This is a genomic window from Rhizobacter sp. P5_C2, assembly GCF_054049715.1.
This window is the reverse complement of sequence record NZ_JBFULV010000059.1, coordinates 24,447-44,437: the sequence shown is the minus strand read 5'-3', so window position 1 is coordinate 44,437 and position 19,991 is coordinate 24,447. Positions and strand designations below refer to the sequence as shown.

Here is a 19,991-nt window from a genome sequence, read left to right as displayed (position 1 = left end):
GGCCACGGGAGCGCTGGCGGGGGGTGCACTGGCCGCCCGGGCGGCAGGCGGCGGCTGCACGTTGTCGACCCAGGCCGGCGGCAAGGCCTTCAGTTCGGTGCGCCAGTTCAGCGTGTGCGAGCGGGCCGTGCCCTGCAGCTGCAGCCGGCTGCTGTCCAGGCCCTGGCCGCGCCATGCGCCCTGCGTGATGTCGGCGTTGAGTTCCAGCGGCGCGTCGGCGCTGCTGCCGGCCTGCCAGTGCAGGTCGGCCTGGCCGACCGCCAGCGGGCCGGCGCGCAGCTTCGCGAGGTTCCCCTTGCCCTGCGTCTTCACGTCGGGCCAGCGGCCGGTGAGTTCGGCCTCGCCGGTGAAGCTGCCGTTCAGGCCTTCGAGCAGGCCGGACGCCTGCGCGCCGGGCAGCAGCTTCAGCAGCGGCTGCAGGCGCGCCAGCACCGGCGCGCGGGCGTCGACATGCCAGCGGTCGGCGGTGCCTCGCGCATCGGTGGCGAGCGTGCCTTCGGCGTTCAGCGCGTTGCCACCGGCATCGAGCTTCACGGTGGCGGCGAACGGCGAGGCGGCGCTCGGGTGGTGCAGCGCGATGTCGCCGGTCAGTGGCACGCCGGCCAGCACGCTGTCGCCGATCACCGCGGTGATGTCGCCGCGCAGCGCGGCCAGGCGGTCGAGCAAGGTCGCGCCACGCGGGGCCGGGGCGGTCACGCTGTCGGGCACCGTCAGCGAGAGCTCGCCCTTCACGTTCAGCCGGTGCGGCCCGAGGTGCCAGCTCGATTCGGGCGGACCGGGGAACCATGCAGCGGGGTCGAAATCGACCAGCGCCCCCTTTGCCTTGGCCTGCCAGAGTGCTTCGCCGCGTTCGGCGCTGCCACTCAGGCTGGCCTGTGCGGCGCCGGCGGAGGCGCGCAGTTCGCGCAGCTCAATGTGCCGCTCATCGCCCTGCGCATCGACCTTCAGCTGCACCGCGCGCGCCGGCTGCAGCAGCTGGCCCTTCAGGTCGACCAGCGCCTTGAAGGTCGGCGGCTGCGCGCTGCCGTCGGGCAGCGGCGGGTGCGTCTGGCCGGACAGCGTGACGGGGCCGCCGAGCGTCATCGCCGGCAGGTTCGGGTCCAGCTCGGACGGCGCCACCTTGTCGAGCACCGCGTTCAGCTCGAAGTTGCCGCCGTCGACGCGGCCAGTGCCGCTCAGGCTGCCGGCCGGCTTGGCGGTGCCGGCCAGCACCGCCTCGAACGCCGCGAGCTCGAACTGCCGCGGCTGGTCGGCGCGGCCGCGCACATCGAAGCTCAGCTGGCGCAGCGGCAGGCGCTGCTCGTCCCAGCGGCCGGGGGTGTCGTTGCGCAGCGTGCCGCGCGCGGCGAGGCCGCCCTTGCCGGCCTTCGCATCGGTGGGCGCGATCGAGACCGTGCCGCTCAGCGCGGTGACCGGCGCGCTGGTCAGCAGCGCCGACAGGTCCAGCGCCTGCGTGCTGGCGTCGACCTGCGGCAGCGGCCAGTTGTCCCATGGCGCGACGGTGGCGGTGGCATCGAGCGACTGCCCCTGCGCGCGCAACGCGGCCTTGGCATTGAAGCGCGCGAGCGGGCCTTTCGCCGACAGGTCGGCATGCCAGTCGTTGCGCAGCGACTTGGCCCACGTCGGCAGTGCCGGCAGTGCCGCATCGCTGCCGCTGCCTTGCACGCCGGCCAGCTGCAGCTCGAGCGGCATGTCGCCGTCGGCGCCGATCTGCGCCTGGCCGGTGACCTGCAGCGCATCGAGCCGCAGCGAGACATCGCTGACGCGGTGCAGCGCGCCGCGCTCGGCGCCGAGCGCGACCTTGGCCGCGATCTCGCGCAGCGGATGCGCCTCCAGCCCCGGCACCAGCAGCGTGCCGACGGTCAGCTTGTCGACATACAGCTCGACCGGCGAGCGCAGCGAGGTCGGCAGGCCCGACGGCTTGGCGTTCGGATCAGCCGGGCCGATCTGCACCGTGACGCGGTCGGCCGACATCGCATCGGCATGCACCGCGGCCCACGAGCGCGGGTAGGGCGTGAACGACAGCGAGAGGCCGCGCCAGCGCAACGCGTCGATCACGACGCGATCGTGTTCACCGAGCACGACGACGACCTGCTTCGCGCTGAAATCGCCGACCAGCGACCCGCGCGGCTCGCTGACCTGCAGCAGCGGCAGCGAGCGCGCGACGTTGCCGAGCAGCCACGCGGTGCCGCTCTCGCTGCCGGCGGCCCACAGCGCGGTGCCGACCAGCGCGGCCGGCAGCACGATCAGCAGCACGAAGCCGATGATCAGCAGCGCGACCCACCAGCGGCGTCGGCGCAGCGGCTTCGGCGGAGCGGGCGTGGCTTCGGTGTCGTCGCTCATGCGTGCTCTAGAAGGCGATGCCGACGCTGAGGTGGAGGCGGTTCTCGTCGACCGCCTGCCCGTGCGCATAGTCGATGCGCAGCGGCCCGACCGGGCTGCGCCAGCGCAGGCCGACGCCGTAGCCGTAGACCGAGTTCACGTGGCCCCAGGTGTCGGACGCATTGCCGCCGTCGGCGAACACCGCCCACCACAGCGAGGGCATGCGCGGCGAGATCGGGCGTGCGAGTTCGATGCTGCTGGTCAGCAGGTAGCGGCCGCCGTAGAGCTCGCCATCCTTGGTCACACCCAGCGATCGGTAGGCGTAGCCGCGCACCGAGTCGTCGCCGCCGGCGCGGAACAGCAGCGCATCCGGGATGCCGACGTCGGGTTTCGCGAACACGCCGCCGACCTCGACGCGCGCCTGGCCGTACCAGCGCTGGCCGAGCGGCCAGTAGCCGGTCAGGCGGCCATAGGTGCGGCCGAACGGGCCGTTGCTGGCGAAGTTGTTCACCGCGTAGCCGCCGGCCGCCTGGATGGAGGCGGTGAGGCCCCTGGTCGGCAGCACGATGCTGTCGACGTCGCGCCAGACCCAGTTGTAGTTCTGCGAGACCGCGCGGCTGTCCTGCTCGGCGGTGTCGTTGGTCAGCTTGGAATCGAGCACCTCGACGAAGATCAGCCGCTCGATGTGCTCGGTGTCGAGCGAGCGGCCGACCCGCACGCGCGAGTTCAGCGTGATCGCGCCGGCCGAGTCGAGCCGCGAGACGCTGGTGGCGATCAGGTTGCGGTACTGGCCGTCGGTCGGGTTCGACGTGAGGTCGGCGTCCCACGAGCGCAGGTCGCGGCCGAGTTCGAGCTTGTTGTGCAGTTGCGCATTGAAGCCGAAGGGCCGGCGATGCCGGTGCTCGAAGGTGAAGCGCCCGCCGGTGTTGTCGCTGTAGCCGATGCCGAAGGTGGCCTGCTGCAGCGTCTGTTCGCGCACCCGCACCGTGACCGGTGTCGCGGCAGCCACCGCCGGATCGGGGTCGATCTCGACCGAGACGCCCTCGAACAGCCCGAGCTTGCCGAGGCGTTCCTGGAAATCGAGGATGCGTTTCTCGGTGTAGGGCGTGCCGGGCCCGAAGTCGGCGAGGTTGCGGATCGCGCCTTCGTCGTAGCGCTGCAGGCCTTCGATGCGGATCTCGCCGAGGTGGAACAGCGGGCCGCTGTCGAGCACCGCGGTGATGCTGGCCTTCTGCGTCGACGCGTCGACGCGCGCCTCGGTGCTCGTCCATTGCGCGGCCGGGTAGCCGTCGGCACGCAGCCGGGCCACGGTCTCGTTCTTCGCCTCGCCCCACAGGCTCTGGCGGAACGGGCGGCCGAGCTTCAGCGGCCACTGGCTTTCGAGGCGGTCGAGGGTCTCGCGCGCGGCCGGGTCCTTGGCGTCGAGGCCCTTCTTCAACTCACCCTCGATCTGCAGGTCCCAGTGGTCGACGCGGGTGCGCGGGCCGGCCTGCAGCACCAGCTTGATGACCGGCAGGCCTTCGGGTGTCTCGCTGCGCTCGACGCTGGCTTCGGCATTGAAGTAGCCCTCGGTCTCGACCAGCGTCTTGGCCTGGGCCGGTGCGGCCGCGGCGAGGCGGTCGAGTTCGGCGCGGGTGATGCCCTCCTGCGTCGACGACTGGAAGCGGCCGAGGTCGAGGTAGGTCGTGAGCAGGGCCTTCAGGTCGTCGGGCGCATCGACCTCGAGCCGGTAGGCGGCGAAGGCCGGTGCGGACGCTGCCGCGGCCGGCGCGGCGGCAGCGGTGGCGTCGGGCTTGCTGCCGTCATCGGCGTCGGGCTTGAAGATCGCACAGCCGGACAGCGAGATCGACAAGGACATCGACAAAGAGAGCGCGAGCCTGGCGGCCAGCAGGGGCGGTGCGGGCAACCTCATTTGCTCAGCAGCCGCATGGCCCCTTCCAGGCCCTGCAGCGTGAGCGGGAACATGCGCTGGTTCATCAGCTGGGCGACGATCGAGATGCTCTGGCGGTAGCCCCAGACGCCTTGCGGCTCGGGGTTGATCCACGCGAATTTCGGGAAGGCATGCGTGAGGCGCTGCAGCCATTCGGCGCCGGCTTCCTCGTTGTTGTATTCGACGCTGCCGCCGGGCTGGAGGATCTCGTAGGGGCTCATCGTCGCGTCGCCGACGAAGATCAGCTTGTAGTCCTTGTTGTACTTGCGGATCAGGTCCCAGGTGGAGAACTTCTCGCTGTAGCGGCGGCGGTTGTTCTTCCACATGAAGTCGTAGACGCAGTTGTGGAAGTAATAGAACTCGAGGTGCTTGAACTCGGCCTTGGCGGCGCTGAACACTTCTTCGACGCGGTGGATGTGCTCGTCCATCGTGCCGCCCACGTCCATCAGCAGCAGCACCTTCACCTTGTTGTGGCGCTCGGGCACCATCTTGATGTCGAGGTAGCCGGCGTTGGCGGCGGTGGAGCGGATGGTGTCGTCGAGGTCGAGTTCTTCGTCGGAGCCTTCGCGGGCGAAGCGGCGCAGCCGGCGCAACGCGACCTTGATGTTACGGGTGCCGAGTTCGAGCGAGTCGTCGTAGTCCTTGAACTGGCGCTGGTCCCACACCTTCACGGCGCTCTTGTTGCGGGTCTTGTCCTGCCCGATGCGGATGCCTTGCGGGTTGTAGCCGAAGGCGCCGAACGGGCTGGTGCCGCCGGTGCCGATCATGCGGTTGCCGCCTTCGTGGCGTTCCTTCTGTTCCTCGAAGCGCTTCTTCAAGGTTTCCATCAGCTCGTCCCAGCCCATCTTCTCGATGGCGGCCTTGTCCTCGGGGCTGAGTTCGAGTTCGAGCTTCTTCTGCAGCCAGTCGAGCGGCACGTCCTGCGTGAAGTCGGTGAGCAGCTCGACGCCCTTGAAGTAGGCGGCGAAGGCGCGATCGAACTTGTCGAAGTTGGCTTCGTCCTTGACGAGGGTGGTGCGGGCGAGCAGGTAGAACTTGTCGACGCTCGGGCCGCCGTCATCGTCGATCACACCGGCCTGCAAGGCTTCGAGCAGCGTCAGGTATTCCTTGACGGAGACCTTCAACTTGGCGGCGCGCAGCGTGTAGAAGAAGTTGGTCAGCATGGCGGAGGGGGACGACGACTTGCCCGATGGAACTGCCGCGTATTGTGACGTCGTCCGAGCGCACCGTCCTCGTGCGCATACCCCATTGTTGCGGTGCGGCATTGCCGTTGTCCTACGGGAGCTTCTTGCATGATGTCTCGGCTGACATTCCTGCCCCGCCTTGTGACATGAAGTTTCCGGCGCTCGAGCGCACCCTGATGATGGTCCTGATGGCGGGCGGTGCTGCTGCCGCGTCGGCCGCGCCGCCGGTGCCTTGCCGCGTCGAGCCGTTCGCCGACGCCGGGGCGACGGACCAGGAGGCCTTGCTGGCGAGGCGCTGCGGCGGTGATCGCCTCGACTGGAAGGTCGAGACGCCGCGCGCCAAGCCGACCGATGTCGGACCGAGCCAACTGCGCTCGCGGGTGGAGACCAGCACGACCGAAACCCTGGGCAGCGGCCTCAAGACGTCATTGCGGATGAGCTGGGCGGGCCTGCGCACCGAGACCGAACCGGGGCTGCGCACCGAGCAGGCGACAGTTGCCGCGGGCGCGCAGGTGCGGCTGGCCGACAGCTGGGCGCTGCAGATGAACCTGGGGCGCGACGTGGCGGGCGTGCCGCGCAACCGGGCCACCTTGTCGAGCGTGTGGCAGCCGTTGCGCAGCGGCACGCTCTACGCCGAATGGGTCGGCACCGGGCTCTCGGCCGGCGAGACCGAGGTCAACCGGGTCGGCGCTCGCTGGTGGCTGGTGCCGCGGCGGCTGTCGTTCGATCTCGGGACGGCGCAGCGGCCTGGGGTCCCGGGCTGGGAGGATCCGCGCTTTGCCGTCACCTGGGATATCTCGAATCTCTTGAGGTGAGCTCACCCCCACCCCGTTCGCCCTGAGCCTGTCGAAGGGCCCGTCCGTCGAAGGGTTATGCCCGAAGCGCGCATGGCCTTCGACAAGCTCAGTCCGACCCTTCGACAAGCTCAGTCCGACCCTTCGACAGGCTCAGGGCGAACGGTGTTTCTTTGCAACTGCCGGGTCCCTTCAAGGACCTCTTGGGCTCAGGGCGAACGGCTTTTGGCGTGCGCACAACAACAAGAAACCTACTTCTTGTCGTGCGCCTTGAGCCACCCGAAGAACTCGGAATACCAGAGCTTGCTGTTGCGCGGCTTCAGGATCCAGTGGTTCTCGTCCGGGAACCACACCAGCCGCGAATCCACCCCCCGCGCCTTCAGCGTGTTGTAGTAGGCGAGTCCCTGCTGGTCGGGTACGCGGAAGTCGAGCGCCCCGTGGATCACCAGCGTCGGCGTCTTCATGTTCTTCGCGAAGGCGTGCGGGCTCTGTGAATTGACCTTGGCCTGGTCGTCCCAGTACCAGGCCCCCAGCTCCTTCGCGTGCCAGGTGTAGGCGTCGTCGCTGAACATCGCCGTCCAGTCGAAGCAGCCCGCGTGGCACACATAGGCCTGGTAGCGCCCCGGCTTCACGTGGCCGTTCATCCACGCCACCATGTAGCCGCCGTAGCTGCCGCCGGTCGCGAAGACGCGGCCGCGGTCGATGTACGGCTTCTTCAGCATCAGGTCGGTCGTGGCCTCCACGTCCTGCAGCTCCAGCTCGCCCCAGCGGTGCGTGATGCTGTCGAGGAACCCGTAGCCGAAGCCGCTGGAGCCGTGGTAGTTCACGCAGACGACCACGTAGCCCTGCGCGGCGAACACATGCGTGTTCCAGCGGTAGTGGAAGGTGTCGCCGGCAGCGGCGTGCGGGCCGCCGTGGATGCTGTGCAGCAGCGGGTACTTCTTCTTCGGGTCGAACCCCGGCGGATAGACCACCCAGGCCTGGATCTCGTCGCCCTGCGCGCCCTTGAACCGCAGGTCCTCATGCCTGCCCAGCCGCACCGGCTTCAGCAGGTCATCATTGAAGTGCTCCAGGCGCTGCGGTGTTTCTTCTCCCGCACGGTGCACATGCACCCGCGCCGGGTGGTCCATCGCGTCAGCCGCCGTCACGATCACGTCGCCCGCGACGTCGAAGCCCTGCACCCAGCCGCCTTGCGCCACCACCGTCGCCGCGCGCGTCGCGATGTCGAAGCGCCACAGGTGGCACCGGCCCTGGTCTTCGGCCGTGAAGATCAGCGCGTCGCCCTCGGCCGACCAGCGGATCGGGCCGTTCACCGCGTGATCCCACGCGGCGCTCAGCACCTGCTGCTTCACCGGCGCATCGATGCCCCGCTGCAGCACCGCCGCATGGTTGGGCATCGTGTGGCGCTTGCCCTGGTGGCTCGCGAGGAACGCGATGCGCTTGCCATCCGGGCTGTAGCGCGGGGCCTCGAAGTCCCAGGCCTTGTCCTGCGCGATCACCTCGATGCGGCCGGTGCGCACCGCCACCTCGGCCAGCGACTTGCAATGGTCCAGCCGCTTCTCGGCCGCCGGGTCGAACGCGAACGCGATGTGCCGGCCGTCGGGCGAGATGTCGAACGAATGCGCGTCGGGGTCGCCGCGCTGCAGTTCGTAGTCGCTGCCCTCGAACAGGTCGCGCACCCGGCCGCTCTCGACGTCGAGCACCAGCACGTGCGCCACACGCTCCATCGGCAGGTTGCGGTCCCAGTAGCGGTACTGGGCCTCGCTCGTCACGTAGGCGGTTTCCTTGCGGTCCTTGAAGGCCTGGTGGCGCTTGGCCTGCGCCGCGGCGCCACGCGCATCGGGCCACACCCACGAGACGAACGCGATGCGCTTGCCGTCGGGGAACCACTTGAAGGCGTCGACGCCGGGCGCGAAATCGCTGACGCGCCGCGCTTCGCCGCCGTCGGGCGCGATCACGTACAGCTGCGGCGTGTCGTCTTTCTTGCCCTGCTGCTCGCGGCGCGCGATGAACGCGATGCGCTCGCCGGTCGGCGACCAGGCCGGCTGGCCGTCTTTCTCGCCCGCCTGCGTCAGCCGGCGCGGCCCGCCGCCGAAGGTCGACAGCAGCCACAGGGCCGAGGTGCCCTTGTTGTCCTCCATCGAGTAGCTGCCGACCGAACAGACCGCCTGCGCGCCGTCGGGCGACAGGGCCAGTCCGCCGACGCGCTGCAGCGCCCACAGGTCATCGATGCTCAGGGTCTGGTGTCGGGCCATGTCTGTGGCCGCCTCGTGAGCGGCAGTCGGTGGAGAAACGGGGGTGGCCGGAGCGGTGCCCGGCAGGCGTCATCGGTTGTGCTTCTGCATGAAGACGAGCTTCTCGAACAGCGACACGTCCTGTTCGTTCTTCAGCAGCGCGCCCACCAGCGGCGGCAGGCTCACCTTCTCGTCCTTGCTCTGCAGCACCTCGAGCGGGATGTCCTCGGCCACCAGCAGCTTCAGCCAGTCGAGCAGCTCGCTGGTGCTCGGCTTCTTCTTCAGCCCCGGCAGATTGCGCACGTCGTAGAAGTTGCGCAGCGCGGCGGTCAGCAGCTCTTTCTTCAGCGACGGGAAGTGCACCTCGACGATGCGCTTCATCGTGTCGGCGTCGGGGAAGCGGATGTAGTGGAAGAAGCAGCGGCGCAGGAAGGCGTCGGGCAGCTCTTTCTCGTTGTTCGACGTGATGAACACCAGCGGCCGGTGCTTCGCCTGGATCAGCTCACGCGTCTCGTAGACGTAGAACTCCATCCGGTCGATCTCGCGCAGCAGGTCGTTCGGGAATTCGATGTCGGCCTTGTCGATCTCGTCGATCAGCAGCACCACCGGCTGCTCGGCGGTGAAGGCCTGCCACAGCACGCCCTTGACGATGTAGTTGTGGATGTCGTGCACCCGCGCCCCACCGTCGACGTCGGCGAGCTGGCTGTCGCGCAGGCGACTCACCGCGTCGTATTCGTACAAACCCTGCTGGGCCTTCGTGGTGCTCTTGATGTGCCACTGCAGCAGCGGCATGCCCAGCGATTGCGCCACCTCCTCGGCCAGCATCGTCTTGCCGGTGCCGGGCTCGCCCTTGATCAGCAGCGGCCGCTTCAGCGTGGCGGCGGCGTTGACGGCCAGCATCAGGTCGTCGGTCGCAACGTAGTTGTCAGAGCCTTTGAACTTCATGCGGCGCAAGGTTGGAAGGGGTGCGGGCCAGTATAAGGCGGGCCCTATAATCGCCCGCGGTCCGAAGACAAGCCCTCGCCAACTTCAAAAAAGCTGCCATGACAAAGCTGGTTTCCCTGTCGAATCTGATCGCCGCATTCACTGTGTCCATGATGCTGGCCGGCACCGCCGCTGGGCAGGACGCGAAGGCCGGCGATGCCAAGGCCGGAGAAAAGAAAGCCGCGATGTGCATCGGTTGCCACGGCATCCCGGGCTACCAGGCGAGCTTCCCCGAAGTGCACAAGGTGCCGATGATCGCGGGCCAGGGCGCCAAGTACGTCGTCGCCGCGCTCGGCGAGTACAAGAAGGGCGAGCGCAAGCACCCGACGATGCGTGCGATCGCGGCGCCGCTGACCGACCAGGACATGGCCGACCTCGCCGCCTTCTACGAACAGCTCCCGAAAGAGCAGCCGCAGCTCGCCGAGAAAGCCAAGGCCCCGCCGGAGGTCGACGAGCTGCTGAAGAAGGGCAACTGCGTGTCGTGCCACGGCGAGAACTTCAGCAAGCCGATCGACGGCAGCTACCCGAAGCTGGCCGGCCAGCATGCCGACTACCTGTTCGTCGCGCTGAAGGCGTACCAGACCAACGGCAACCCGCAGATCGGCCGCAGCAACCCGATCATGGTCGGGCAGGTCAAGCAGTTCTCGCATGCCGAGCTGAAGACGCTGGCGCAGTACTTGGCGTCGCTGCCCACTGAGCTGCACACCGTGCCGCAGTCGCGCTTCCGCTGAAGCCGCCGTTGAATACACACCGTTCGGACTGAGCCTGTCGAAGGCCTTCGACAAGCTCAGTCCTACCCTTCGACAAGCTCAGGGCGAACGGTGAGAGGTGGGTCCCGATCCCCGTAGACTGCGGCCTTCCACGCCACAGATCACGAAGGATCGCCTCATGAAACGTTGGATTCCGTTGTTGTGCGCCGTGCTGTGCGTCGGCGCGCACGCCCAAACCCTGCGCTGGGCCACCCAGGGCGATGCCCAGACCATGGACCCGCATTCGCAGAACGAGCTGCTGACGAATGCGATCAACGGCCAGGTCTACGAGACGCTGGTCAACCGCGACAAGCAGCTGGGCATCGAGCCGGTGCTCGCCACCGAGTGGCAGCAGACGACGCCGACGCAATGGCGCGTCAAGCTGCGCCCGAACGTGAAGTTCCACGACGGCACGCCGTTCACCGCCGACGACGTGGTGTTCTCGGTGCAGCGCGCCCGCGAGGGCACCTCGGACATCAAGGCCTATGCGAACGCGCTCGGCGAGCCGAAGAAGATCGACGCGCTGACGGTCGAGTTCAACCTGCCGGCGGTGAATCCGATCTTCCTGCAGCACGCGACGCTGGTGCAGATCATGAGCAAGACCTGGAGCGAGAAGAACAAGGTCACGAAGCCGCTGGACTTCAAGAACAAGGAAGAGAGCTACGCGTCGTTCAACGCGAACGGCACCGGCCCGTACATGCTGGTCTCGCGGGCGCCCGACGTGAAGACCGTGTTCAAGCGCAACCCGGCGTGGTGGGGCAAGTTCGACGGTAACGTGCAGGAGGTGGTCTACACGCCGATCAAGAGCGACCCGACGCGGGTGGCGGCCTTGCTGTCGGGCGAGATCGACTTCGTGCTCGACCCGGCGCCGCAGGACATCGCGCGACTGCGCGTCACGCCGCAGGTGAAGGTGATCGACGGGCCGGAGAACCGCATCGTGTTCATCGGCATGGACCAGAGCCGCGACGAGCTGCTGTACGGCAGCGTGAAGGGCAAGAACCCGTTCAAGGACCAGCGCGTGCGCCGCGCGCTGTACCAGGCGGTCGACATCGAGACGATCAAGACCAAGCTGATGCGCGGCCAGGCCGTGCCGACCGGCGGCATCACGTCATCGCCGCTCGGCGCCTTCAACGATCCCGAGATCGAGAAGCGGTTGCCGTATGACCTCGAGGGCGCGAAGAAGCTGATGGCCGATGCGGGCTATGCGCAGGGCTTCGAGGTGACGCTCGATTGCCCGAACAACCGCTACATCAACGACGAGGAGATCTGCCAGACGCTGGCCTCGATGTGGGCCCGGCTGAACGTGAAGATCCGCGTCAACGCGATGCCGCGCTCGACCTATTTCCCGAAGGTGCAGAAGTTCGACACCTCGATGTTCATGCTGGGCTGGGGCGGGTCCATCACCGATGCCGAGGTGACGCTGACGCCGGTGCTGCGCAGCCGCGGCGAGGGTGGGGTGGGGGCGTGGAACTTCGGCGGCACGAAGGACGCGAAGCTGGATGAGCTGGCGGCGGCTTCGAGCAAGGAAGCCGATCCGAAGAAGCGCGAGCAGCTGATCAAGGCGGCGCTGCGGGAGCACAACGAGCAGGTGCTGAATATTCCGCTGCATCGGCAGGTGATTCCCTGGGCGGCTCGGTCCAATGTCGATGTGGTGCATCGGGCGGATAACTGGCTGGAATGGCGCTGGGTCACCATTCGGTGATTTGCTTCACTGCGTGAGGCTGCTGCCGGGTCTCGCCCCGGCGGGCGAGTCACTTTCATTTGAGCCCAAATGAAAGTAACCAAAGCAAAGGGCTCGAATACAACACCATGCGGTTCGTTCTGGCCCGCTGCGGACAACACTGCCACGCCGCTGCACATCGTCCCTTGATTGGGATTGTTGCCCTCCCGCTCCACCCGCTCGCTCCGCCTCGCCTCGCACCGGCCGCCACCGCCGCGTCATGCGGGCGATGCGCAGCGAGCTGGGTGGAGAAGAACGGTCAACAATCCCAATCAAGGCGGAGCTTCAGCCGAAGCAGCCGTGTTGTCCGCAGCGTGGAGAACGAACCGCACGGTGTTCGGGTTAAAAGCGCTTTGCTTTGGTTACTTTCATTTGCGCTCAAATGAAAGTGACTCGCCCGGCAGGGCGAAACCTGCCTGCACAGCGCAGCGTCCGCGCCTCAGCGCCCTGTCACCTGGACCTCGTTGACGATCGCGCTCCACGACTGCGGGCCGGTCTTGCCGGAGATCCGCACGCCGAGCACACCCGCCAGCGGCGTGCCGCTGAACGCGTAGCTCGCGCCACCCGCCGCCGCACTGTTCGGATACGCCGGCGCGATCGCCCATCCCGATTCGAGCCAGCGCGTGCCGTCCGTCGTGTACTGCAAGCTCACGCCCGATTCGAAGTAGCCGTTGCCGTAGCTGTCGATCGCGCCGTTGATGAACGTCACCTTCGAGACCGCCTTCGCCGCCGTCCACGTGACGCCGGCCGCCTCCCACTTGCCAGCCTCGCCTTCGCCCGCGGCATTCAACGTGACGCCGGTGGCCAGCTTGCCGTCGTTGATGCCGGCACGCGCCTGCCGGTTCGCGTTCGACAGCGCCGTCGTGTTCTTGATCCACACCTGGCCGGTGCCGCTGGCTTCGATCTGCGTGTCGCCGCTGCCGCCGCGCGCGGTGAACGCGGCACGGATCGAATGGCCGGCCTGCACGTCGCTGAAGGTGTAGCTCGTCACCGGACCGATCGCCGCGCCATCCACCGTCACCGCACTGATGTCGTAGCCGGCGTTCGGCACGATGCTGAATCCCTGGCTGCGGCCCTGCACGACCTGCACCGCCCCACTCGGCACGATCGATCCACCGGCGCCCGCCGCGGCATCGATGCTCAGCGGGGCCGTCGCACCGTTGTCCAACCCGGCCTTCACCGCCGACCAGAAACTCGCGTCTTCATAACCCATCGCCCACACGCTGGTTCCGGCCAGCCCGTACGCATTCACCAGCGCGGTCTTGGCCTGGATGCTCTGCGCATCGTCGTACCAGAGCGCCGGCTGCTTTGTCGAATTGCTCCACTCGGTGCCGTCCGGCTGCTTGCGCACCGTGCCCCAGGTCGCATACGGCGTCGCCGACGCCGCATCGCGCTGCAACGCCGCGCCGGCATGCGCGGCCAGCACGGCCGGGAAGCTCGACCAGTGCACCACCTGGCCGGTGCTGTAGTCGTAGCCGTAGCTCGGCAAACCGGCCAGCACCTTCGAGGCCGGCACGCGCGACACGGTGTACGACAGGATCGCCTTCTGCCAGTCCAGGCCCGATTCGGGACCCGGCCACACCTCGCCATTGAAGCCGCTGCTCGCCCAGCCGGGGCCGACCTCGTCGTAGGTCATCACCTGGAAGTAGTCGACCGCGGCGCCGATCGCGCTGTAGTCGTAGCCGCCCAGGTAGTCAGGTGCCTTGTCGCCGGTCTTCGGCGGGATGCTGATCACGAGCTTCAGGCCCTGGGCATGCAGGCCGGTGGCCAGCGCGGAGATGAACGCGCTGTGGTTCGCCTTGTCCGACGGCTGCACCGCCTCCAGGTCGATGTCGATGCCGGCGAAGCCGTTCGAGGTCGCCAGGTTCACCAGGTTCGTCACCGCCTTGGCGCGGCTCGCAGCACTCGCCAGCACCGCCTTCGAGATCGCCGGATCGAAGCCCCCGGCGTCGTTGCTGTAGTCGGAAACGGTCGGGTACAGCGGCAGGCCCTTGCCCTTCGCGAAGCTGATGATGCTGCGCGTCGTGTTGGTCATGCCCTCGGTGCCGATCGCGCCCGCGGCCGTCAGGTTGTAGGCCGAACCCAGGCCCACCGCGCTCAACTGCGCGTGGTAGGCCTGCAGGTTGGTGTACGACTGGCCGAGTTGGCCGTCGGTGTAGGCCAGCACGAAGGGCGCGGCATCGGCCTGCGACGTGGCGACCAGGCACGCGAAGCTCACGCAGGCGAGCGCGGCGACGAAGCCGGTGCGGTGGGGAATCAGGCGGGAGACGGGACGAGCAAGAAGGTGGGCCATCGGACGGTTCGCAGGTTGTCGACGCTGGGGGAAAACCGGGGCCGATGGTGGCCCATCCCCGCGCGAACAGTTGTCAGCAAACCGTAGCGTTGGTAACCCTGTGGGGCCTCACCAGTGGTTCAGCGCGTCGCGCGGCGGCGCACGCAGTCGATGTACTTGTGGCCGTCCGGTGGCAGGCCGCTGCGCTGCGAGGCCCAGATCATCTCGCCCAGGCACTCCATCATCTCGTGCTGCGCATCGTGGGCCGAGCCGCACTTGGCGGCCAGCAGGGCATAGGCCTGCTTGATGCCGGTCGGCTGGTCGATGCTGACCTGCTCGCTGATCGACAGGTGCATCGACAAATGCAGGAAGGGGTTGGTGCGGCCATCTTCGACCTCATAGACCTTGGCCAGCGCGGCGGCCTCGTCGGCCAGCTCGGCGTGGTACTCCGGGTGGCTGGCGATCCAGTCGCCGGCCACCGTCTCCATCGGCGTCAGCGGCAGGCCGTCGCGCTGCTTGCGGAAGGTCTCGCAAAAGAACTTGCGAACGTCGTGCTGGGTCGGTGCAAACATCCGAGAATTCTCGCCGATGATCACCGACCCCTGGTTCTATGCGGCTGCCATCCCGGCCGTGCTGTTGATGGGCTTGTCCAAGAGCGGCTTCGGTGCCGGCTTCGGCTCGCTCGCGACGCCGCTGATGGCCTTGTCGATCACCGTGCCGCAGGCCGCGGCCATCATGCTGCCGCTGCTGCTCGTGATGGACGCGGTCGGCGTGAAGGCGCTGTTCCAGCAGCGCGACAAGGCGCTGATCCGGCTGCTGATCCCGGCCGGGCTGCTCGGCACCTTGCTCGGCACGCTGTCGTTCGGGCTGCTGCAGCCGAAGACGGTGGCCGGCATCGTCGGCGGGCTCACGCTGCTGTTCCTCGCGCAGCGGCTGCTGTTTCCGCCGCGCGCCGATGCGCCACCGCCACCGCGCTGGCTCGGCTTCGTGCTGGGCATCGCGTCGGGCTTCACCAGCTTCGTCGCGCATGCGGGGGCGCCACCGGTCAGCGCCTATGTGCTGCCGCTGCGCCTGCCGCCGCTGATCTTCACCGCGACCATGGCCACCTTCTTCGCGGTGGTGAACCTGTCGAAGTGGATCCCGTACGCCTTCCTCGGGCTGATCGACATGCGCAACCTCGGGACCTCGCTGGTGCTGATGCCGTTCGCGCCGGTCGGCGTGTGGATCGGCATCCGGCTCGCGAAGCGGATCCAGCCGACGCTGTTCTATCGGCTGGTGTATGTGGGCATGTTCCTCACCGGCGCGAAGCTGCTGTACGACGCGCTCCGCTGATCAGGTCGCGGCATCCTCGTCCGGCTTCTCCGGCGCACCACCCCACCCCGCGCGCTGCTTGCGCTCCACCGCTGCGGCGCGCTCCTGTGCGAACAGCGTCTCCAGCTGCTGCCGGCCTTCCTTCGCGACCGCGATCAGCCGCTCCTGGTCGCGCGCATGCGGGCGCATCGCCTCCAGCTGGTCGATGCTGTGGCGCCGGAAACGCAGCGCCAGGTTGCGCGCCTGGTGCGGTTGCCACCCCAGCAGCTCCAGCGTGCTGCGCGCCGTCATCAGCGCCGAGTCGAGCGTCTCGCGCTCGATCAGCGTGACGCCCAGCTCGCGCAGCTGGTAGTAGTGCCGCACGTTGCGCGCGCGGGCCACGATCGTCAGCTGCGGGAAGTTCTCGCGCACCAGCGTCGCCACCTCGACGCTCTGCGCCACGTCGTCGATCGCCAGCACCAGCACCTTGGCGGTCGCCGCGCCGGCGGTGCGCAGCAGGTCGAGCCGCGTCGCGTCGCCGTAGAACACCGGCCAGCCGAAGCGGCGCAGCGCCTCCAGCGCCTCGGCGTCATGCTCCAGCACCGTCGGCGTCAGCCCGTTGGCGAACATCATCCGGCCGACGATCTGCCCGTAGCGGCCGAAGCCGGCAATGATCACCGACGCGTCCTGCTGCTCGCTGATCTCGGGGATGTCGCTGCGCTTCTGGCCGGCCAGCGTCGGCGTCCACCAGCGGTCGGCGGCCACCAGCAGCAGCGGCGTCAACAGCATCGACAAGGCCACCGCCGCGACCAGCAGCGACGAGGTCGGCCCGTCGATCACGCCGGCCTGCGTCGCGGTCTGGAACACCACGAAACCGAACTCGCCCCCTTGCGCCAGCAGGATGATGAAGACCGGCCGCTCGGCCTTCGGCAGCGGCATCGCGCGGCCCATCGCCCACAGCACGCCGGCCTTCACCGCGAGGAAGCCGCCGACGATCAGTGCGACCAGCAGCGGGCGCTGCATCACGACCGAGAAGTCGATGCTCATCCCGACCGCGATGAAGAACAGCCCGAGCAGCAGCCCCTTGAACGGCTCGATGTCGGTCTCGAGCTCGCGCCGGTATTCGCTTTCAGCCAGCAGCACGCCGGCCAGGAAGGCACCGAGCGCCATCGACAAGCCCACCGTCTGCATCAGCGCCGCGGTGGCCAGCACCAGCAGCAGCGATGCGGCGGTGAAGATCTCGGGCGTCGCGCTGCCGGCGATCCAGCGCAGCGTGGGCCGCAGCAGCAGCCGCCCGCCCAGCACGATGATCGCGACCACCCCCAGCGCCTTGGCGGCACCGAGCCAGAAACTGCCGTGCTCCGGCGCATCCGAAGCCCCGGCCAGCAGCGGCACCAGCGCGAGGATCGGGATCGCCGCGATGTCCTGCAGCAGCGCCACGCTGAGCAGGCTCTGCCCGGAGGTCGTCGCCATCAGGTTGCGCTCGCCGAGCACGCCCAGCCCGATCGCGGTCGACGACATCGCGAGGCCCAGCCCGCCCACCACCGCCAGCTGCCACGGCACGCCGGCCGCCACCGCCGCGCCGAGCAGCAGCGCCGCCGAGCCAAACAGCTGCACGCTGCCCCAGCCGAAGATCGGCTTGCGCAGCGACCACAGCCGCTTCGGCTCCAGCTCCAGCCCGACCAGGAACAGCATCAGCACCACGCCGAACTCGGCGAAATGCAGCATGTCCTGCGGATCGGTCACCAGCCGCAGGCCCCAGGGCCCGATCAGGATGCCCGCGGCCAGGTAGCCGATGATCGACCCCAGCCCCAGCTTCTTCGCCACCGGCACCGCGACCACCGCGGCGCCCAGGTACACCAGCCCGCCCGTCAACCAACTGCCGTGTTCCATCAGGCGCTCTCCACCAGCGCGGTTTCGACCGCATCCGCCGGGCGTGCCGATTCGGGCACCTCGCAGTCGATGCAGTCGTCCAGGCCGGCCAGCTCGGGCCAGTTCGGGTAGCTGCCCAGGTGCTGCACGAAGGTGTCGGCATGGGCCTGCAGATCTGCCGCGCCGACGCGGTGCGCGCCGTGCAGCACCAGCGGCGGCAGGAAGCGCATGCCGCACAGCGCCGCCGTCTGCTCGTAGGGCGGCAGGAAGGCGTCGAAGTGGTAACGGTTGTAGCTGTCGGGGCGGTACGAATCGTCGGGCCCGCCGGTGGACGAGACCAGCCACAGGTCCTTGCCGCGCAGCGCATGGCCGTCGGGCCCGTAGGCCCAGCCGAAGCCCAGCACCTCGTCGACCCACAGCTTCATCAGCGGCGGCATGCTGTACCAGTGGATCGGGTGCTGCCACACGACCAGCTTGGCCTGCAGCAGCAGCGCGCGCTCGGCCTCGATGTCGATCAGGTAGTCGGGGTAGAGGCGGTACAGGTCGCGCACCGTGGCGTGGCCGGATTTCTTGGCCGCCTTGTAGAGCGTGCGGTTGACGCGCGACTGCTCCATCTGCGGATGGGCGGTCAGGACGAGGACTTCCGATGGGTTCATGGCGGCGTGAGTGGCGGGGGTAAGTATTGGTAGCCCAACAACGATAGTGTTCGTTAACATAACCGCAAACAAGGATCGTCAGGAGCAGTGCATGCCAGTGATCGTGGTGGCCAATCCGAAGGGCGGGGTCGGAAAAAGCACCTTGTCGACCCACATCGCAGGGTACCTTGCCCAGGCCGGCCACGCGGTGATGCTGGGCGATGTGGATCGCCAGCAATCGGCCCGCACCTGGCTCTCGCTGCGCCCCGCGAACCTGCCCGTCATCACCGGCTGGGACCTGGCCCACGACGAGATCGTCCGCCCGCCCAAGGGCACCACCCACGCGGTGCTCGACACCCCCGCCGGCCTGCACGGCAAGCGGCTCGACGAGGTGATGAAGCTGGCCGACAAGGTGCTCGTGCCGCTGCAGCCGAGCATTTTCGACATCCACGCGACGCACGCTTTCGTGCGCGAGCTGCTGTCGCGGCGGCGTGGCGACAAGGTGACGATCGCGATCGTCGGCATGCGGGTGCGCGACGGCACCATCTCGGCCGACCAGCTGCGCAGCTTCCTCGAGACGCTGCAGGTGCCGTTGATCGGCTTCCTGCGCGACACCCAGAACTACGTGCACCTGGCCGCGCGCGGCCTGTCGCTGTGGGACGTGGCGCCGAGCCGCGTCGAGCGCGACATTGAACAATGGCAGCCGCTGATCCAGTGGCTGGACGCCTGATGAAGCGCTTCGAGAAGCTGGCCGAGCTGCAGGCCCTGGTGGGCCAGCAGATCGGCCTGAGCGACTGGATCGAGGTCGACCAGCGCCGCATCGGCCAGTTTGCCGACGCCACCGGCGACCACCAGTGGATCCACGTCGATCCGGTGCGCGCGGCGGCCGGGCCGTTCAAGACCACCATCGCGCACGGCTTTCTCACGCTCAGCCTGCTGCCGGAGATGTTCGCGTCGGCCTTCGAGGTGGGCGACACCCGCATGGGCGTCAACTACGGGCTGAACCGGGTGCGCTTTCCGGCGCCGGTGCCGGTGGGCAGCCGGCTGCGCGGCAGTTTCAAGTTGATGGCCTACGAGGTGCTCGATGGCGGCGCGCAGCTGACGATCGAGGTCACGATGGAGCGCGACGGCTCGGCCAAGCCGGTGTGCGTGGCCGAATCGCTGACACGGCGCTACGTTTGAAACGCGCCGATGCGGCTTCTCCCTCTTCGGGGGGTACGGGGTGCCCGGCACGCTCAGCTAGCATCGGCAACCCACCAAAAGGATGTCGCGATGAAAGTGCTGCTGGTCGATGACCACCCGTTGATCCTGTCGGCCTTGCAGACCGTGATCCAGGGCCTGGGCGACCACGTCAGCGTGGTCGGCGCCGGCAGTGCCCGCGCCGCGCGCGAGACGCTGGCGGCCGACAACGACTTCGACCTGGTGCTGCTCGACCTGCACCTGGGCGACGCCGACGGCTTCGACCTGCTGGTCGAGTTCCGCAGCACCTACCCGGCGCTGCCGGTGGTGGTGGTATCGGCCTCCGACCGCGCGAGCGACGTGATCCGCTCGATCGACCTGGGCGCGATGGGCTTCGTGCCCAAGCGCGCCTCCAACGAAACGCTGTTCGATGCGCTGCGCATGGTGATGTCCGGCGGCATCTACGTGCCGCCGATCAGCATCGGCAACGACCGGCCGTCCGAACGCGCGCAGGACGGGCCCTGGGGCGGCGTGCCCGCGGCCGTCAACCAGATCGGCGAGGCGGCGCGCGGTGGCGGCTTCCAGCAGCACCCGTCGATCGCGTCGCTGGGCCTCACGCCGCGCCAGACCGACGTGCTGGCGCTGCTGCTGCAGGGCAACCCGAACAAGCTGATCGCCCGCGAGTTGGGGCTGTCGGTCGAGACGGTGAAGGACCACGTGGCCGCGGTGCTGCGGGTGCTGAACGTCAGCTCGCGCACGCAGGCGGTGCTGGCGGTGAGCCAGATGACGCAGGCGCACGGCGGGTTCTCGGCCTGGAGAAAGTGAC

The 19,991-nt window shown here is 68.4% G+C and carries 16 protein-coding genes; 7 read left to right on the top strand and 9 right to left on the bottom strand.

What is annotated here, in order from left to right:
- The 3 genes from ACXJLU_RS21010 to ACXJLU_RS21000 form a co-directional block, all read right to left on the bottom strand.
- Positions 1 to 2,343: translocation/assembly module TamB domain-containing protein (locus ACXJLU_RS21010; protein ID WP_489742201.1), on the bottom strand; the 2,343-nt coding region annotated here is incomplete at its 3' end.
- Positions 2,344 to 2,350: 7 nt separating this feature from the next.
- A complete protein-coding gene (locus tag ACXJLU_RS21005) occupies positions 2,351 to 4,228 on the bottom strand; it encodes an autotransporter assembly complex protein TamA (RefSeq protein ID WP_457334302.1) in 1,878 nt (625 codons plus the stop codon).
- 2 nt (positions 4,229 to 4,230) lie between these two features.
- A complete protein-coding gene (locus tag ACXJLU_RS21000; protein WP_457334300.1) occupies positions 4,231 to 5,415 on the bottom strand; it encodes a vWA domain-containing protein in 1,185 nt (394 codons plus the stop codon).
- Between the two features lie 26 nt (positions 5,416 to 5,441).
- Between ACXJLU_RS21000 and ACXJLU_RS20995 the strand changes: the two genes are divergently transcribed.
- Complete coding sequence (locus ACXJLU_RS20995; RefSeq protein ID WP_457334298.1) at positions 5,442 to 6,251, top strand: hypothetical protein; 810 nt, start codon at positions 5,442 to 5,444, stop codon at positions 6,249 to 6,251.
- A 230-nt stretch (positions 6,252 to 6,481) separates the two neighbouring features.
- Here ACXJLU_RS20995 and ACXJLU_RS20990 read toward each other — a convergent pair whose 3' ends face one another.
- Both ACXJLU_RS20990 and ACXJLU_RS20985 read right to left on the bottom strand, forming a co-directional pair.
- Positions 6,482 to 8,485 (bottom strand): S9 family peptidase, encoded by a 2,004-nt coding sequence (locus ACXJLU_RS20990; protein WP_457334296.1) that lies wholly within the window; start codon positions 8,483 to 8,485, stop codon positions 6,482 to 6,484.
- A 69-nt stretch (positions 8,486 to 8,554) separates the two neighbouring features.
- Positions 8,555 to 9,409 carry an AAA family ATPase gene (locus ACXJLU_RS20985; protein ID WP_073467605.1) on the bottom strand — a complete coding sequence of 285 codons (855 nt, stop codon included), beginning with the start codon at positions 9,407 to 9,409 and terminating at the stop codon, positions 8,555 to 8,557.
- Positions 9,410 to 9,507: 98 nt separating this feature from the next.
- Between ACXJLU_RS20985 and ACXJLU_RS20980 the strand changes: the two genes are divergently transcribed.
- Together ACXJLU_RS20980 and ACXJLU_RS20975 are read left to right on the top strand one after the other, a co-directional pair.
- A complete protein-coding gene (locus ACXJLU_RS20980) occupies positions 9,508 to 10,179 on the top strand; it encodes a c-type cytochrome (protein WP_457334293.1) in 672 nt (223 codons plus the stop codon).
- A gap of 157 nt (positions 10,180 to 10,336) precedes the next feature.
- On the top strand, positions 10,337 to 11,899 hold the full coding sequence (locus tag ACXJLU_RS20975) for an ABC transporter substrate-binding protein (protein ID WP_457334291.1): 1,563 nt from the start codon (positions 10,337 to 10,339) through the stop codon (positions 11,897 to 11,899).
- 457 nt (positions 11,900 to 12,356) lie between these two features.
- On the opposite strand, the gene ACXJLU_RS20970 is transcribed toward ACXJLU_RS20975, so the two are convergent.
- Positions 12,357 to 14,210 (bottom strand): glycosyl hydrolase family 18 protein, encoded by a 1,854-nt coding sequence (locus tag ACXJLU_RS20970; protein WP_457334289.1) that lies wholly within the window; start codon positions 14,208 to 14,210, stop codon positions 12,357 to 12,359.
- A 119-nt stretch (positions 14,211 to 14,329) separates the two neighbouring features.
- The gene (locus ACXJLU_RS20965) at positions 14,330 to 14,761 is read right to left on the bottom strand and encodes a DUF1841 family protein (RefSeq protein ID WP_457334287.1); all 432 of its coding nucleotides are present in this window, start codon (positions 14,759 to 14,761) and stop codon (positions 14,330 to 14,332) included.
- 16 nt (positions 14,762 to 14,777) lie between these two features.
- Here ACXJLU_RS20965 and ACXJLU_RS20960 point away from each other — a divergent pair, with 16 nt between their 5' ends.
- Positions 14,778 to 15,521 (top strand): sulfite exporter TauE/SafE family protein, encoded by a 744-nt coding sequence (locus ACXJLU_RS20960; RefSeq protein WP_457334286.1) that lies wholly within the window; start codon positions 14,778 to 14,780, stop codon positions 15,519 to 15,521.
- Here ACXJLU_RS20960 and kefC read toward each other — a convergent pair whose 3' ends face one another.
- Complete coding sequence (gene kefC, locus ACXJLU_RS20955) at positions 15,522 to 17,372, bottom strand: glutathione-regulated potassium-efflux system protein KefC (protein ID WP_457334284.1); 1,851 nt, start codon at positions 17,370 to 17,372, stop codon at positions 15,522 to 15,524.
- Positions 17,372 to 18,007, bottom strand: coding sequence for a glutathione-regulated potassium-efflux system oxidoreductase KefF (gene kefF / locus ACXJLU_RS20950; protein WP_457334282.1), 636 nt, complete (start codon positions 18,005 to 18,007; stop codon positions 17,372 to 17,374). Before kefF ends, kefC begins: the two co-directional genes overlap by 1 nt.
- A gap of 91 nt (positions 18,008 to 18,098) precedes the next feature.
- Here kefF and ACXJLU_RS20945 point away from each other — a divergent pair, with 91 nt between their 5' ends.
- From ACXJLU_RS20945 to ACXJLU_RS20935, 3 genes are all read left to right on the top strand, one after another.
- Entirely contained in the window at positions 18,099 to 18,716 is a 618-nt protein-coding gene (locus ACXJLU_RS20945; RefSeq protein WP_457334281.1) for a nucleotide-binding protein, read from the top strand.
- Entirely contained in the window at positions 18,716 to 19,168 is a 453-nt protein-coding gene (locus ACXJLU_RS20940; RefSeq protein WP_457334279.1) for a MaoC family dehydratase, read from the top strand. The genes ACXJLU_RS20945 and ACXJLU_RS20940 overlap by 1 nt, the downstream gene beginning before the upstream one ends.
- 90 nt (positions 19,169 to 19,258) lie before the next feature.
- Positions 19,259 to 19,990 (top strand): response regulator, encoded by a 732-nt coding sequence (locus ACXJLU_RS20935; protein ID WP_073467615.1) that lies wholly within the window; start codon positions 19,259 to 19,261, stop codon positions 19,988 to 19,990.
- Position 19,991: the final 1 nt, after the last annotated feature.